General features: G+C 61.6%; 16 protein-coding genes. 11 read left to right on the forward strand and 5 right to left on the reverse strand.

Annotated features, from left to right (window positions below; genetic code table 11):
* Positions 1-57: 57 nt before the first annotated feature.
* Positions 58-519 (reverse strand): ribose 5-phosphate isomerase B, encoded by a 462-nt coding sequence (gene rpiB, locus IH404_RS16630; protein ID WP_005788845.1) that lies wholly within the window; start codon positions 517-519, stop codon positions 58-60.
* Positions 520-802: 283 nt separating this feature from the next.
* On the opposite strand from rpiB, the gene IH404_RS16635 reads away from it, so the two are divergent.
* The 7 genes from IH404_RS16635 to dhaL all read left to right on the forward strand — a co-directional run bounded on the left by IH404_RS16635 (position 803) and on the right by dhaL (position 8105).
* Positions 803-2290, forward strand: coding sequence for a sugar ABC transporter ATP-binding protein (locus IH404_RS16635; RefSeq protein ID WP_005788847.1), 1488 nt, complete (start codon positions 803-805; stop codon positions 2288-2290).
* Positions 2287-3264, forward strand: coding sequence for an ABC transporter permease (locus IH404_RS16640; RefSeq protein WP_194438475.1), 978 nt, complete (start codon positions 2287-2289; stop codon positions 3262-3264). The genes IH404_RS16635 and IH404_RS16640 overlap by 4 nt, the downstream gene beginning before the upstream one ends.
* Positions 3265-3298: 34 nt before the next feature.
* A complete protein-coding gene (locus IH404_RS16645) occupies positions 3299-4306 on the forward strand; it encodes a substrate-binding domain-containing protein (RefSeq protein ID WP_005788851.1) in 1008 nt (335 codons plus the stop codon).
* Positions 4307-4459: 153 nt separating this feature from the next.
* On the forward strand, positions 4460-5215 hold the full coding sequence (locus tag IH404_RS16650) for an SDR family oxidoreductase (RefSeq protein WP_194438477.1): 756 nt from the start codon (positions 4460-4462) through the stop codon (positions 5213-5215).
* Between the two features lie 27 nt (positions 5216-5242).
* The gene (locus IH404_RS16655; RefSeq protein WP_032803582.1) at positions 5243-6358 is read left to right on the forward strand and encodes an alcohol dehydrogenase catalytic domain-containing protein; all 1116 of its coding nucleotides are present in this window, start codon (positions 5243-5245) and stop codon (positions 6356-6358) included.
* A gap of 95 nt (positions 6359-6453) precedes the next feature.
* A complete protein-coding gene (locus IH404_RS16660; RefSeq protein WP_194438479.1) occupies positions 6454-7455 on the forward strand; it encodes a dihydroxyacetone kinase subunit DhaK in 1002 nt (333 codons plus the stop codon).
* Positions 7456-7457: 2 nt separating this feature from the next.
* Positions 7458-8105, forward strand: a complete 648-nt coding sequence (gene dhaL, locus IH404_RS16665) for a dihydroxyacetone kinase subunit DhaL (RefSeq protein ID WP_056846223.1) — start codon at positions 7458-7460, stop codon at positions 8103-8105.
* Here dhaL and IH404_RS16670 read toward each other — a convergent pair.
* Positions 8062-8958 carry a LysR family transcriptional regulator gene (locus IH404_RS16670; RefSeq protein WP_194438481.1) on the reverse strand — a complete coding sequence of 299 codons (897 nt, stop codon included), beginning with the start codon at positions 8956-8958 and terminating at the stop codon, positions 8062-8064. The genes dhaL and IH404_RS16670 overlap by 44 nt on opposite strands.
* 150 nt (positions 8959-9108) lie before the next feature.
* Here IH404_RS16670 and IH404_RS16675 point away from each other — a divergent pair, with 150 nt between their 5' ends.
* Positions 9109-10617 (forward strand): MFS transporter, encoded by a 1509-nt coding sequence (locus tag IH404_RS16675; RefSeq protein ID WP_194438483.1) that lies wholly within the window; start codon positions 9109-9111, stop codon positions 10615-10617.
* Between the two features lie 462 nt (positions 10618-11079).
* Here the strand turns inward: IH404_RS16675 and sohB are convergent, their stop codons facing one another.
* Complete coding sequence (sohB, locus tag IH404_RS16680; RefSeq protein WP_005788864.1) at positions 11080-12105, reverse strand: protease SohB; 1026 nt, start codon at positions 12103-12105, stop codon at positions 11080-11082.
* A 193-nt stretch (positions 12106-12298) separates the two neighbouring features.
* Between sohB and IH404_RS16685 the strand changes: the two genes are divergently transcribed.
* Positions 12299-13009: a histidine phosphatase family protein gene (locus tag IH404_RS16685; protein ID WP_194438485.1), complete on the forward strand. Its 711-nt coding sequence runs from the start codon at positions 12299-12301 to the stop codon at positions 13007-13009.
* Positions 13010-13065: 56 nt separating this feature from the next.
* Positions 13066-13380: an SCP2 sterol-binding domain-containing protein gene (locus IH404_RS16690; RefSeq protein ID WP_005788868.1), complete on the forward strand. Its 315-nt coding sequence runs from the start codon at positions 13066-13068 to the stop codon at positions 13378-13380.
* 68 nt (positions 13381-13448) lie between these two features.
* On the opposite strand, the gene IH404_RS16695 is transcribed toward IH404_RS16690, so the two are convergent.
* Positions 13449-14036, reverse strand: a complete 588-nt coding sequence (locus tag IH404_RS16695; RefSeq protein WP_005788870.1) for an NUDIX domain-containing protein — start codon at positions 14034-14036, stop codon at positions 13449-13451.
* A 28-nt stretch (positions 14037-14064) separates the two neighbouring features.
* Positions 14065-14928: an SDR family oxidoreductase gene (locus IH404_RS16700; protein ID WP_194438487.1), complete on the reverse strand. Its 864-nt coding sequence runs from the start codon at positions 14926-14928 to the stop codon at positions 14065-14067.
* A 152-nt stretch (positions 14929-15080) separates the two neighbouring features.
* On the opposite strand from IH404_RS16700, the gene IH404_RS16705 reads away from it, so the two are divergent.
* On the forward strand, positions 15081-16007 hold the full coding sequence (locus IH404_RS16705) for an alpha/beta hydrolase (protein ID WP_005788874.1): 927 nt from the start codon (positions 15081-15083) through the stop codon (positions 16005-16007).
* The last annotated feature ends 114 nt before the right edge of the window (positions 16008-16121 follow it).

Below are 16121 nucleotides of genomic sequence, written 5' to 3' on the forward strand. Positions count from 1 at the left end.
GGGCTTCCGTTTCGGCGTCAAAGGCGCATTCTCCCGACTCTTGCCCCGTGCCGTCCACTACTGATGCCCATCGCGCTCGATTGCGTTGATGCGCTCGACCTTGGCCCCGGAACGCGCCGCCTCGAACTCCGAGGCCAGGAACGCCGTGACAATGCTCTTGGCCAGTTCGGCGCCGATCACCCGCGCACCGATGGACAGAATCTGCGCATCGTTGCTCTTGCGCGCCCGCTCCGCCGAATAGGTGTCATGGGCCTGAGCCGCACGGATACCCAACACCTTGTTGGCCGAGATGGCCATGCCGATGCCGGTGCCGCACACCAGCACGCCGAGGCGCTGCTGCCCGGCGCTGATGGCGTTGGCCACGGCCAGCGCGATGTCCGGGTAGAGCACCGGCGCAGTGGAATGGGTGCCGAAGTCAGTGACCGGGTAACCCAGCGCCTCGATATGGCGCTTCAACAGCTCTTTAAGCTCAAAACCCGCTTCATCGCATCCGATAGCCACCGGAAAAGGTGTGTTCATGGCGTCTGGCTCCGCTGCCCTGACCTAGATTAAGACTGATCAGATGATCACTCAGTGAAATTTTGCTCAGTCATTTCGCGATCATTATGCCCTTCATGTCAAGCGAGATTTAACTGACCTTGCAGTCAAAGCGGGATAAACAGCCGATATAGTCTCTACAGATGAGAATCAACGCTTTTTAATGAAAGAGATTGACTGATCAGAATTTCATTTGATACACATATGATCACAGCGAAACATGACTGTGCGACCTAATAAGAATTCACAGCACGAGGACACGCCGATGGCCAAGCCATTACTGCTCCAGGCTGAACACGTCGCCAAGGCTTACGCCGGGGTACCTGCCCTGCGTGACGGGCGCCTCTCTCTGCGCGCCGGCAGCGTCCACGCCCTGTGCGGTGGCAATGGCGCCGGCAAGTCGACCTTCCTGAGCATCCTGATGGGCATCACCCAGCGTGACGCCGGCACCATTGTGCTCAACGGTGCACCGGCGCAGTTCAACCGCCCCAGTGAAGCCTTGGCGGCCGGGATCGCGATGATCACCCAAGAGCTGGAACCCATCCCCTACATGACCGTCGCCGAAAACATCTGGCTGGGCCGCGAGCCGCGCCGCGCCGGTTGCATTGTCGACAGCAAGGCCCTGAACCGCCGCACCCGCGAGCTGCTGGAAAGCCTGGAGTTCGACGTCGACGCCACCAGCCCCATGCATCGCTTGAGCGTGGCGCAGATTCAACTGGTGGAAATCGCCAAGGCGTTCAGCCATGACTGCCAGGTGATGATCATGGACGAGCCCACCTCGGCCATCGGCGAGCGCGAGGCAGAAACCCTGTTCAAGGCCATTCGCCGCCTCACTGCACGGGGTGCCGGTATCGTGTATGTGTCCCATCGCTTGAGCGAACTGGCGCAAATCGCCGACGACTACAGCATCTTCCGCGATGGCGCATTCGTGGAAAGCGGGCGCATGGCCGATATCGACCGCGACCACCTGGTACGCGGCATTGTTGGCCAGGAACTGACGCGCATCGACCACAAGGTCGGCCGTGAATGCGCCACCGACACCTGCCTGCAAGTCGACAACCTGAGCCGCAACGGCGAGTTCCACGACATCAGCCTGCAATTGCGCCGTGGCGAAATTCTTGGCATCTACGGGCTGATGGGCTCCGGGCGCAGTGAGTTTCTCAACTGCATCTACGGCCTGACCGTAGCCGATTCCGGCAGTGTCACCCTGCAAGGCAAGCCCATGCCCATCGGGCTGCCCAAGGCCACCATCAACGCCGGTATGTCGCTGGTCACCGAAGACCGCAAGGACAGTGGCCTGGTGCTGACCGGCAGCATCCTCTCCAACATCGCGCTGTCGGCCTACAAGCGCTTGTCGAGTTGGTCGCTGATCAATGCGCGCAAGGAAGCCCAACTGGCCGAAGATATGGTCAAGCGCCTGCAGATCAAGACCAGCTCTCTGGACCTACCGGTGGCGTCCATGAGCGGCGGCAACCAACAAAAAGTCGTGCTCGCCAAATGCCTGTCCACCGAGCCGGTGTGCCTGCTTTGCGACGAACCCACCCGCGGCATCGATGAAGGCGCCAAGCAGGAGATCTACCACCTGCTCGACCAGTTCGTACGGGCCGGCGGCGCCGCCATCGTGGTGTCGTCCGAAGCTCCGGAACTGCTGCACTTGAGTGATCGCATTGCCGTATTCAAGGGCGGCCGGCTGGTGACCATCAGCACCGACACCGCCCTTTCCCAGGAAGCCTTGTTGAGTCTTGCCTCATGAATGCCAAAACCCTTGCCGCCCCTGTCACCACCGCGCCACGCAACCGCTTGCGCCTGTCTCTGGACCGCTTCGGCCTGCCGCTGGTGTTTATCCTGCTGTGCGTGGTGATGGCGTTCTCCAGCGAATACTTCATGACCTGGCGCAACTGGATGGACATGCTGCGCCAGACCTCCATCAACGGCATCCTCGCCGTGGGCATGACTTACGTGATCCTGACCAAGGGCATCGACTTGTCGGTAGGTTCGATCCTGGCCTTTGCCGGATTGTGCAGCGCGATGGTCGCCACCCAGGGCTATGGCCTGTTGGCGGCGGTCAGCGCCGGGATGTTTGCCGGGGCGATGCTTGGCGTGGTCAACGGTTTTATGGTCGCCAACCTGTCGATCCCGCCGTTCGTGGCCACCCTGGGTATGCTCAGCATCGCCCGCGGCATGACCTTTATCCTCAACGACGGCAGCCCGATCACCGACCTGCCCGACGCCTACCTGGCGCTGGGTATCGGCAAGATCGGCCCGGTGGGCGTGCCGATCATTATCTTTGCCGTGGTCGCGCTGATCTTCTGGATGGTGCTGCGCTACACCACCTACGGCCGCTATGTATACGCGGTGGGCGGCAATGAAAAAAGCGCGCGCACCTCCGGCATCGGCGTGCGCAAGGTGATGTTCTCGGTGTACGTGGTTTCGGGCCTGCTCGCCGGATTGGCCGGCGTGGTGTTGTCGGCACGTACCACCTCTGCCCTGCCCCAGGCCGGGGTTTCCTATGAACTGGATGCGATTGCCGCGGTGGTGATCGGCGGCACCAGCCTGTCGGGCGGTACCGGCAGCATTGTCGGCACCTTGTTCGGGGCGCTGCTGATCGGCGTGATCAACAACGGCCTGAACCTGCTCGGCGTGTCCTCCTATTACCAGCAGGTCGCCAAGGGCCTGATCATCGTGTTCGCAGTACTGATCGACGTGTGGCGCAAGAAAAAACGCTAGAGAACGACCCACAACAATAACCGGAGTTCTACTCATGAAACTTGGTACCACTTTGGCCGCTGCGGCGACCCTCACCCTGCTTGCCAGCAGCATCGCCCTGGCGGCCGATGGCAAGACCTACAAGATCGGCGCAGCCGTCTACGGCCTCAAGGGCCAGTTCATGCAGAACTGGGTGCGTGAGCTCAAGGAACATCCGGCCGTCAAGGATGGCACCGTGCAGCTGACCGTATTCGACGGCAACTACGACGCCCTGACCCAGAACAACCAGATCGAAAATATGGTGACCCAACGCTACGACGCGATTCTGTTCGTGCCCATTGATACCAAGGCCGGTGTCGGCACGGTCAAGGCGGCCATGAGCAACGACGTGGTGGTCATCGCCTCCAATACGAAAGTAGCCGATGCCAGCGTGCCGTATGTGGGGAACGACGACGTCGAAGGCGGCCGCCTGCAGGCCCAGGCCATGGTCGACAAGCTCAACGGCAAGGGCAACGTGGTGATCATCCAGGGCCCGATTGGCCAGTCGGCGCAGATCGACCGGGAAAAAGGCGAGCTGGAGGTGTTGGGCAAACACCCTGACATCAAGATCATCGAGAAGAAAACCGCCAACTGGGACCGCGCCCAGGCCATGACCCTCACCGAAGACTGGCTCAACGCCCACCCCAAGGGCATCAACGGCGTGATCGCCCAGAACGACGACATGGCCCTCGGCGCCGTGCAGGCCCTGAAGTCTCACGGACTGACCTCCAAAGAGGTGCCCGTGACCTCCATCGACGGTATGCCGGATGCGATCCAGGCGGCGAAAAAAGACGAAGTCACCACATTCCTCCAGGACGCCCAGGCCCAATCCCAAGGCGCACTGGACGTGGCCCTGCGCGCCCTGGCCGGTGAGGACTACAAGCCGCAATCGGTGATCTGGGAGCGCTACGCCAAGGACGTGAAATGGGGTGACGGCACGGCCAGGAACTACATCCTGCCGTGGGTGCCAGTGACCAATGCCAATGCGGATGCGCTGTACCAGCAAGTCAGCGGCGGCAAGTAGTCAGTGGCTTGAAACACAGTCAACTGTGGGAGCTGGCTTGCCTGCGATGCAGGCGCCTGGGTGCATCAGGTAGACCGGGTCGATGCAATCGCAGGCAAGCCAGCTCCCACATTGGACCGCGTTCTACCTTTTGATCTGTAACAGGAGTTATTCATGTCTGGTTTCTGGAACCAAGCCTTCGACCTCAGTGGCCGTTGTGCAGTGATCACCGGCGGTGCCGCCGGGATCGGCCTGGCCTGTGCCACTCTGCTGGTGGAACGTGGTGCGCGGGTGGCGCTGCTCGACCGCGACCCGGCGGTGGTCGAAGTGGCCGCCCGCCTGGGTACCGGGCACCTGGGCATTGCCGTCGACCTCGGGAAGATCGACCAGATCCAACCGACTGTCGACAACGTCTTCGCTCACTTCCAACGCCTGGATTACCTGATCAACAGCGCAGGCGTGGTACTGCTGGACAAGGCTATCGACGTCAGCGAAAGCGCCTGGGACACCACCCTGGACATCAACCTCAAGGCCAGTTTTTTCATGGCCCAGGCTTGCGCCAAACACATGCTCGCCCAGGGCAGTGGGCGCATCGTCAACCTCGCCTCCCAGGCCGCCGTGATTGGCCTGGACCGCCACGTCGCCTACTGCGCCAGCAAGGCGGCGATTGTCGGCATGACCAAGGTATTGGCCATGGAATGGGCGCCGCAGATCAACGTCAACGCCATCTCCCCCACCATCGTCGAAACCGCCCTGGGCAAGAAAGCCTGGGCCGGCGACGTGGGTGAGCGGGCCAAATTGCAGATCCCGGCGGGGCGTTTTGCCCAGCCGGAAGAAATCGCCGGTCTGGCGCTATACCTGCTCAGCGATGCCGCGCAGATGATCACCGGCGCCAACATGGTGATCGACGGCGGCTACAGCATTCAGTAATTCATCTTTATGTCGTGAGGTCTTGTCATGTCCACCGTCACCGAACGCACACCCGAACAACTTGCCCCGAGCATCCCCAAAACCATGCAGGCCGTGGTCTGCCATGGGCCGGAAGACTACCGCCTGGAAACCGTCGACGTGCCCACCCCCGGCCCCGACGAGATCCTGACCAAGGTCGAGCTGTGCGGCATTTGCATGGGCGATATCAAGACCTATCGCGGCGCGCCGTCGTTCTGGGGCGACGCCGAGCAACCGCGCTACGTGAAGCCGCCGATGATTCCCGGGCATGAGTTCGTGTGCCGTGTGGTCGCCCTTGGCCCAGGCGCCGAAAAGCGCGGCGTGGCGGTCGGCGACCGGGTGATTTCCGAACAGATCGTGCCGTGCTGGGGTTGCCGCTTCTGCAACCACGGCCAGTACTGGATGTGCCAGAAGCATGACCTGTATGGCTTCCAGAACAATGTGCAGGGCGCCATGGCCCAGTACATGATTTTCACCAAGGAAGGCATCATCCACAAAGTGCCGGAATCCATCGCCCCCGATGAAGCGATCCTGATCGAGCCATTGGCCTGCTCGCTGCACGCCGCAGAGCGCGCCGACGTCGACCATGACGACATTGTGGTGGTCGCAGGCGCCGGCACTTTGGGCCTGGGCATCATCGGCGCGGTGCGGTTGCGCAACCCGAAAAAGCTTATCGTGCTGGACATGAAACCCGAGCGCGCCGCCCTCGCCCTGCGCATGGGCGCCGACGAAGTCTGGAACCCGGCCGAGGTCGATGTGCTGGCCAAAATCCGCGAGATCACCGACGGCTACGGCTGCGACATCTACATCGAAGCCACCGGGCACCACAAGGCCGTCAACCAGGGGCTGGCGATGCTGCGCAAGTTGGGGCGCTTCGTCGAGTTCAGCGTGTTCAATGACGAGGCCACGGTCGATTGGTCGATCATTGGCGATCGCAAGGAGCTGGACATCCTCGGCTCGCACCTGGGGCCCTATATGTACCCGAGAGCCATCGACTTTATCGGTAACCGCAAAATCGACATGCGCGATGTGGTGACCCACAAGTTTGCCCTGGCGGATTTCAAGGAGGCATTTGCGGTGATGGAGCGCGGCGATAAATCGCTCAAGGTGGTGCTCGAACCCTGATTCCAGCAGCAACACACAAACTGTGGGAGCTGGCTTGCCTGCTCCCACAATGGAGGGGTGTCACCCCTTAGAACAAGAACACAGGAACCCGCGTTATGAATCGAGTCATCAACGATCCCGACCAAGTGGTCGAAGACATGCTGCGCGGCATCCTGGTCGCGCACCCCGAACTGCGCCAGTACGAAACCAACCCGCGGGTCATCGTCAAGGCCCAGCCCTCCGGTCAGGGCCGGGTCGGCATCGTCACCGGCGGCGGCTCGGGGCATGAACCGGCGTTCCTCGGCTATGTCGGGCCGGGCCTGGTGGATGCCGTAGCCGTCGGTGAGATTTTTTCCTCGCCCACCGCCAAGAGCTTTTTCGACGCCTTCCGTGCCGCCGACCATGGCGCAGGCGTGGCGTGCCTGTATGGCAACTACGCAGGCGACAATATGAACGTCAAGCTGGCGATGAAGATGGCCGCCAGCAAAGACATGCGCATCCGCACCGTGGTGGCCAACGACGACGTGGCTTCGGCGCCCAAGGCCGATATCGCCAAGCGTCGCGGAGTGGCCGGGGAAATCTTCATGTGGAAGATCGGCGGTGCCGCCGCCGCCCAGCATTACGACCTCGACGGGGTGATTCGCGTCGCGCAGAAGACCGTCGACCAGTGCCGCTCGATCGGTATCGGCCTCACGCCCTGCACCATCGCCGCCGTGGGCAAGCCGAACTTCCAGATCCCTGACGGCCAGATGGAACTGGGCATCGGTCATCATGGCGAGCCGGGCATCGAAGTCATCCCGATTGAACCGGCCGCCGCCATGGCCGAGCGGATGCTTGCGCCGATCCTGGCCGACCGCGATTTCAGCCAGGACGACAGTGTGGTGGTGCTGGTCTCGGGCCTTGGCGCCACGCCAGTGATGGAGCTGTACATTTTCTACGCCGAGGTGGAAAAACAACTCAAGGCCAAGGGCTTGAAGATCCACCGTTGCTACGTCGGCAACTACTTCACCTCCCTGGAAATGATGGGCGTGACCCTGACCCTGCTCGGCCTCGACGCCGAGCTGAAAACCCTGATCGACCAACCCTGCCGTTCCATCGGCATGACCCAGGCGGAGTAAACATGAGCCAGCACTTTTCCACCCGTGACGGCAGCGCCATCGTCGCCGATCTGGTCAGCGTCATCGTGGCCAATCGCGAATACCTCAGCGAAGTCGACGGCGCCATTGGCGACGGCGACCACGGCATCAACATGGCCAAGGGCTTCGCCCACTGCGGTCGCACTATCGAAGGCCGCCAACTGAGCCTGGCCCAAGCCCTGGATGAACTGACCCTGAGCCTGATGGAAGGCATCGGCGGCTCCATGGGCCCGCTGTATGGCAGCCTGTTTATTGGCATGGCCGACGAAGTGCGCAATTGTGAAGACATCGACGCCGCGACCTTCGCCCAGCTGTTGCGCGGCGGCTTGACTTCACTGCAGGACATCACCGAGGCGGGCGTGGGCGACAAGTGCCTGATGGATACCCTTATTCCTGCAGTAGAGGCGTTTGAACAGGCACATGCATCCGGGGCGTCTTTCAACGATGCGCTGGAGGCGATGAAAACCGCCGCCTCCCAGGGGCGCGATTCGACCAAGGACCTGGTGGCCAAGATCGGCCGCGCCAGTCGCCTGGGCGAGCGCTCTCTCGGGGTGCTGGACGCCGGGGCGGTGTCGTGTTGCCTGATTCTTACGCGCCTGGCCGACTCGGTGCAGCCGCGACTGACTGCTTGACCTGCTGGATATACCGCGCCACCGCCGGCGCTTTTTCAAAACGCCGGTAAATCAACGACAACCACGACGACGCCTCATTGCCCTGGATACTGCGATACACCACGCCCGGCAGGCTCACATGCCCGACCATCGATGCTGGCACTACCGCAACCCCCTGCCCCAACGACACCAGGGCCACCACAGCCACCAACCCGCCCGGCTGCGCGCCGAGGCGCGGTGCGTAGCCGCCCTGGGCGGCGACATGCAAGGTGCCGCTGATTTGTTCCGGCAAGATAAACGTCTCGTTTTCCAGGTACTCGCAGGTGATTGCCTTAAGCCCCAGCAGCCAGGAATCATGGGCCAGCGCCAGCACAAAGCCTTCGCTGTCCAGGCGCACCGCCTCCACGCCGTCCGGCAGAGTCATCGGCGAACGGATATAACCGATATCGCAGCGCCCATCTGCCACCGCGCCCGGTAGCGCAGCCATAGCCCATTCGCGCAGGTTCACGTTCACATCGGCAAACGCCTGGCTGAACCCCCGTACCTGGCGCTGCAACAGCCCGCAGTACAGCGCCGAGGCCACGTAGCCCAACTCAATATGCCCGATCTCGCCACGCCCGGCGCGCTGGGCATTGCGCTGGGCGAACTCGAATTGGCGCACGGCGGCTTCGGCCTCGCTCAGCAGCGCGGCACCCGCTTCGGTGAGGCTGACTTCGCGCTGCCGGCGGATAAACAAGCGCGTGCCCAGGCTGGTTTCCATGTCCTGGATTTGCCGGCTCAGGGTCGGCGGCGCAATACCCAATTGCTCGGCGGCGCGGGTGAAATTGCGCTGCCGGGCCACGGCCAGGAAGTAACGAAAATGGCGGATTTCCACGGCAGTATTAGCTCAAAGGTAATGAAGTACTTCCTGGTGCCTAACAAAAATGTGATTCGCCAGGGATAAGCTCGCAGTACCTGAACACTAGAGAGCCATTGCGATGCAAGTCAACCGAGATTTCCGTATTGCCTACCAGGTAATTTGCTTGTGAACCGGGTCAGTCCACGCCTGACGCTGGTGACCGCCTCCGCTGTCTGCTCGTTGATCGTGCTGGACACCAACATCGTTGCCGTCACGCTGCCGAGCATCGCCCGCGACCTGGGCGCCAACTTTGCCGATATCGAGTGGGTCGTCAGCGCTTATATGCTGGCGTTCGCCGCCTTGTTGTTGCCGGCCGGGAGTATCGCCGACCGCTTTGGCCGCAAGAAAACCCTGGTCTGGGGCCTGGGTATTTTCATCCTCGCCTCCCTGGGCTGCGGCGCAGCACCCACCGCGCTGTGGCTGGACATCGCACGGGCCGTGAAGGGGGTGGGTGCGGCGCTGCTGCTGACCTCGGCACTGGCGTCTATCGGGCATACCTTCCACGATGAAATAGAACGCGCCAAGGCCTGGGCGTTCTGGGGCGCGTGCATGGGCGTGGCGATGACCGCCGCGCCGACCCTGGGCGGCTTGATTACCGAGTACCTGGGCTGGCGCTGGATTTTCTATCTCAACCTGCCGGTGGGGCTGGTACTGATGGCCTTGGTGCTGCGGGCGATTCCCGAGTCCCGCGACACCCGTTCGGCGCGCCTGGATCCCTGGGGCAGCCTGGCGTTCAGTGGCAGCTTGCTGTGCCTGATATGGGGGCTGATCGAGGCCAATCGCATCGGTTGGGATAGCCCGCTGACCTACGCTCGCCTGCTCGGCGGTGGGCTGCTGATGGGTGTGTTTGTGCTGGTCGAGCACCTGCAGCAGCGACCGATGGTAGACTTGCAGCGGTTTCGGCACCCGCGCTTTATCGGCGCCTTGCTCGGCATGTTTGCCTACGCCGGTTGCGCCCAGGTGATGATGACGTTGCTGCCGTTCTACCTGCAGAACGGCCTGGGTTTCTCCGCGATTGCCTCGGGCCTGGGCATGTTGCCGTTTGCCTTGACCATGCTGATCTGCCCGCGCGTCGGTGTACGCCTGGCGGCACGCTTCACACCGGCGACCATGATGGCGAGTGGCTTGACCCTGGTGGGCTGCGGCAATCTGTTGAGCGCGTGGGCCGTGCAGGCTGGCGGGTATCTGCCCTTTGCCCTGGCGATCGCCGTCACCGGTGCAGGCGCGGGGTTACTCAATGGCGACACGCAGAAAAACATCATGGCTTGCGTGCCGCGAGATCGCGCAGGCATGGCCTCGGGCATGAGCACCACCATGCGTTTCAGCGCAATCATGTTGGCCATCGGCGTGTATGGCGCATTGCTGAGCAGCCACAGCGAGCAGTTGCTGAGCGCGAGTATCGACCCGCAGTGGCAGGCGCAGGTGACGGGTATTGCTTCGCGGGTGGTAGCCGGTGATATGCCCGCGGCGCTGGATCTGGTGCCCGAAGCAGCGCGGGTGACGGTGCAACCGCTGGCGCGGCAGGCGTTCGTGGGTGGGTTCAGCGAAGTGTTGTGGGTGGCGGGTTTATTGGGGTTGCTGGGCGCGCTGGTGGTGGGGAGCCTGATGCGCAAGCCGATACCCACACACAGCTGAATGTTGGAAAGGCTTGCCCCCGATGAGCATCGGTATCTACACAACTTTGTAGCAGCTAAATGTAACCACGATGCGCAGCGAGCCGCCCTTGATCTTGATCTGCTTTTGATCTCAGGCGCCCCGTCAAACCACGCTGGCCGGAATTCGACAGGGATTTGGGGGGTAAACCGGCAGGGATGCCGGTTTAGCCGCCCCGCGCCATGGATGGCGCGTGGCGGCGGCCCCCCAAATCCATGGCGGATTACGGGCACACCGAGCCTAAGCGAGGTGCCGAGTGGTGGGGCAAGAGCGTTTGGTTACTTTGCGCTTTTCAAAGTGACCCGCTGTAAAAGCGGAACCAATAGTGGCCGTTGCCCAAATAACGGATATGTACCCGGTCTGATCCAACATCCTGGTCGGCTGTCAGGCCGCCATCGGGGGCAAGCCCCCTCCCACAGGAGACCGCCTACAACCTGAGGATGGTTACCAGAACCGCTGCTGGGTCAAACGGCTCCACCAGGTCAGCAATACCCGGTCTACCGAACCGCTGGCCGCCAGGCCCACGCGCTCCTGCAGGCTTTTACGCTCGGCATAGTGCAGGTGGAACACTTCGGCGGTCTTGGCCTTGGTGGCCAGGTATTCATCGCTGGTTTGCAGCTCGTCGACCAACTGTTTGTCGAGGGCGGCCACACCCAACCACACTTCACCGGTCGCTACATCATCAATCGCCAATTGCGGGCGGTACCGCGAGACAAAGTTCTTGAACAACTGGTGGGTGATGTCCAGGTCTTCCTGGAACTTCTCCCGGCCCTTCTCGGTATTTTCGCCAAACACCGTGAGGGTGCGTTTGTATTCGCCGGCAGTCAGCACTTCGAAGTCGATATCGTGCTTTTTCAGCAGGCGATTGACGTTGGGCAACTGCGCGACCACGCCGATGGAGCCGAGGATGGCGAAGGGCGCGCTGATAATCTTCTCACCGATGCACGCCATCATGTAGCCGCCGCTGGCCGCCACTTTGTCGATGCACACAGTCAACGGCACGCCGGCCTGGCGAATACGCGCCAGTTGCGACGACGCCAGGCCATAGCTGTGCACCATGCCGCCGCCGCTTTCCAGGCGCAGCACCACTTCATCCTTGGGGGTAGCCAGGCTCAGCAGCGCGGTGATTTCATGGCGCAGGCTTTCGGTGGCCGACGCCTTGATGTCGCCATTGAAATCCAGCACGAACACCCGTGCCTTGGCCTGGGGCTTCTTCTTGTCTTTCTTCTTTTCGGCTTTGCTCTCGGACTTGCGCAGCGCCTTGAGCTGGTCTTTGTCGAGCAGGCTCGACTCCAGGCGCTCGCGCAGGCCCTTGTAGAAATCATTCAGCTTGCTGACCTGCAGTTGGCCGGCGGACTTGCGACGACCCTTGCTGCGCAGCGCTGCGAAGCTGATCAATACCACCAGAATAGCGACCACCAGGGTGACGGTCTTCGCCAGAAAGCTCGCGTATTCGGCCAGAAAATCCATATGTCTCCTTAAAAAATGCACTGCGCCAGGCGCGGATGGCCCCAGCATACCGACGCCACCGCGTTGGAGCCAGTGCTCAAACCGCCAGCAGGCGGGCTCCAACGGGCTTTTAAAACAAGCGTATGTTTTTTCATTGACAGCTCGCAGGCATCCTCATAACCTCGCCAGACTTTCAACGTACCGGGAAACGGACGTGGGCAGCATCTATCTGATTCGACATGGCCAGGCCTCCTTCGGTGCAGACGACTATGACGTCCTGTCGCCCGTCGGCGTGGAACAGGCGCAAGTGCTCGGTCGCCATCTGGCAGACTTGGGCCTGGTGTTCGACCGCTGTATCGCCGGCGACCTGCGTCGCCAGCAGCACACCGCCACCGCCACATTCGATCAATACAAAGCCCTTGGCCTGCTGGTTCCGGCACTGGAAACCGACAGCGCCTTCAACGAGTTCGACGGCGAAGCGATTATCCGTGGTCTGTTGCCCGACTTGCTCAGCAGCGAACCCGACGCCGTGCACGTCCTGCGCAATGGCGCGCAGAACCGCAGTGAATTCCAGCGCATCTTCGCCCTGCTCATCGAGCGCTGGCTGGCCGGCACCTATGACCCACCGGGGCTGGAAAGCTGGCTGGGGTTTGTCGAGCGGGTCCAGGGTGGCTTGCAGCGCATCCTTGAGGCCGCCGACAACGCCGACAAAATCGCCGTGTTTACCTCCGGCGGCACCATCACCGCCCTGCTCCACCTGATTACCCGAATGCCTGCCGCCCAGGCGTTCGAACTGAACTGGCAAATTGTTAACACCTCGCTCAACCAGCTGAAATTCCGCGGTCGCGAGGTGGCACTGGCTTCCTTCAACAGTCATACCCACTTGCAACTGTTGAAGGCGCCGCAGCTCATCACTTTCCGATGAACTGCGGCCAACCGTGACCCCAAGGTCACTGGACTCACCATAAAAGGATCGAAACCATGACTGACGTAGCCAAAGCTGTAGAAGCAATGAAAGCCAAATTCAACCCAAGCGCTGCCGAAGGCTTGGACCTGGTGTTCGGTTTCCGTATCGACGACACCAAGAACTTTTCGCTGGTGGTCAAGGACAAGACCTGCGAACTCCAGGAAGGTGAAAACCCTGACGCCCAGGTCACCCTGGTGATGGACAGCGAGACCCTGGAAGGCATCGTCGACGGCTCCACCGACGGCATGCAGGCGTTCATGGGCGGCAAGCTGCGCACCGAAGGCGACATGATGCTGGCGATGAAGTTGAGCGAGCTGTTCCCTTCCTGATTCGGTAACCCGGGTCAAACAATCCCGTCTTTACAGGCGGGATTTTTTTGCCTGCACGCCTGGTCCCATCACCAGCCGTCTCTCAGTATCCGCAACTCCAAATGCTGCAATAACATAATCGTTTTTCCATCCACAATATCCCCACTCTGCACCATCGCCAGCGCCTGCTCGAAGCCCAGCTCCAACACCTCGATATCCTCGCCCTCTTCTTCCAGGCCACCGCCCGCCCCCACTCGATCACCTGGCTGATACTCGCCGATAAAAAAATGAATCCGTTCAGTCACCGATCCCGGGCTCATAAACGCTGCATAGATTTTCTCCACATGCCCCACGCGGTAGCCGGTCTCTTCTTCGGCTTCCAGGCGTATACGCTCTTCGGGGCTGGCGTTGTCGAGCAAGCCGGCCGCTGCTTCAATCAGGTAGCCGGAGTAATCGTTGACGAACGTCGGCATACGGAACTGGCGAATCAGCAGCACCGTGCGGCGCTCGCGGTTGTATAAAAGGATCGTTGCGCCGTTGCCCCGGTCGTAGACCTCACGCGTCTGGGCTTGCCAGCTACCGTCGCGACGGCGCAGGTCGAAGCTGTATTTCTTCAACAGGTACCAGTTGTCCGAAAGGGTTTCTTCGCCAGTGATGCGCACGGGGCTATTGTTCATGGTCAAGCCTTGGTAGAGGGAGACAGATTCAGGTGACGGCCTGGGTAGGCGGCTGTTTGATGCGCGACCATGCGGCAGCGACTTCTTCAGCACTGCCCGCTTTTATGCGGGCGAGATTGCGCGGGTAATCCACGCCGGGATTTTCGCTGAAACGCGTCGCGGTGAATTGGCCGTTGCTGGCGCGCAATATGTAGCCGGTGTCCGTGCACTGCGTCGAAGCAAGGAACAAGACCCCCGGCGTCACCCACTCCGGCTTGAGTTCGTCCGGCTCGTCGGTCACGCCCCACATGCGTGTCTTGGCCACCGGCGAGATCGCGTTGACGCGGATTCCGGCCTCGGCGCCTTCATGACTCAGCGCGTTCATGATGCCCAACTGTGCCATCTTGCCGGCGCTGTAAGCCACTAGCCCGGTTTGCTCGTATTGCGCATACATGGCGCGGTCGGAAGTGGTGAGGATGATGCGCGGCGCGCTGGAGCGCAGCAGGTACGGCCAGGCGTGCTTGCACAGCCACAGCGGCGCGTAGAGGTTGATGTCCATGGCGCGCTGAAGGAAGCTGGCGTCCAGTTCTGCGATGGGCTGGTAACCCACCCAACCGGCGTTGTGAATCAGGATGTCGAGTCGGCCAAACGTTTCGAGGGCAAACGCGATCAGTTGCCGGCACCCCTCGTCCGTGGACAAGTCACCGCCATGGCCCACCACCGTCAGCCCTTCGTCACCCAGGGTGTCGGCGGCCTGTTGCACCACCGACGCATCGGTGCCTGCACCCATCTTGTCGGCGCCAATATCGCTGATGACCACACGGGCGCCGGCCAGGGCCAACCCTCGTGCATAACTGAGCCCCAAGCCGCGTGCGCCGCCGGTGACGATTGCGGTTTTGCCGATGAAATCCATGTACTGACCCTCCTGTTGGCCGTCTACCCTAACAATCGGCACCCGTGTTGTTCAATGCTGTAACACTTTCATCTGTCACGACCGTCGTATTAATACCTGCGCTCGCGGAGCTTCTGGTAAAACCCGTGCTTCGCCTTTGTCCTGGAGCCTTCATGCCATCCCGTTTTATCGCCCGCCTGGGCCTGCGCTGGCTGCCCCTGCTGTGCATGGCCGTGTTGATCATAGGCCTTCCAGTCGGCTGCGCCGTGCTGCAACACAAGGAACGCGAACTGGTGTTTCGCATCGAACCGGGGACCGCCGGCTGGTACACCGGCCTGCCCAAGGCCGTGCAGGAGTTCGAACTCAAGCCCGCCAGTTTCAAGTCGGGGCAGAACATTCATGGCTGGTGGTACCCGGCCGCGAACAAAGACGCACCGGCCATCCTTTACCTGCACGGGGTGCGCTGGAATCTGACGGGCCAGCTGTTTCGCATCGAGCAATTGCACGCCCTGGGCTTCTCGGTGCTGGCCATCGACTATCGCGGCTTTGGCCAGAGCCAGGGCGACCTGCCATCGGAGACCTCGGTAAACGAAGACGCACGCATCGCCTGGGAACGCTTCCAGACCCTGCAGCCGGACCCGGGCAAGCGTCTGATCTACGGGCATTCACTGGGAGGTGCGGTCGCCGTCGATCTCGCCGCCGAGCTGGGCAAGCAGGTGCCACTGCCAGTACGCGGGCTGGTGATCGAGTCCACGTTCACCTCCCTGGCGGATGTGGCCACGGCCGTTGCCAATACCTCGTTGCCGGTACGTTGGCTGCTGTCGCAGAAGTTCGATTCCATCGACAAGATTGCCGACATCCACATGCCCTTGCTGGTGGTGCACGGCCTCGATGACCGCTACGTTCCACCGCGCTTCAGCCAGCAATTATTTGAAGCCGCCCAGCAACCCAAGCAATTGTTATTGGTGCCCGGTGCCAGCCATAACAACAGCATGAGCCTGGCCGGTCGCAACTATGGCAAGGCGCTGGAAAACCTGATGCGCACGCAGATGCCCGCCCGGGTAGTGACACACTCCACAGGTCGCGACAACGCGTCATAAATACACTTTTCGACACTGGGTTCGCGCTTGGCTGTCAAGCGCAAACCCTGCCCATACTGGCCCGAAACACAAGTTGATCAAATAATGATCTTCACGCAAATCGCCAACGCAGCC

It is taken from the genome of Pseudomonas sp. OST1909 (assembly GCF_015277575.1).
GTDB lineage: Bacteria > Pseudomonadota > Gammaproteobacteria > Pseudomonadales > Pseudomonadaceae > Aquipseudomonas > Aquipseudomonas synxantha_A.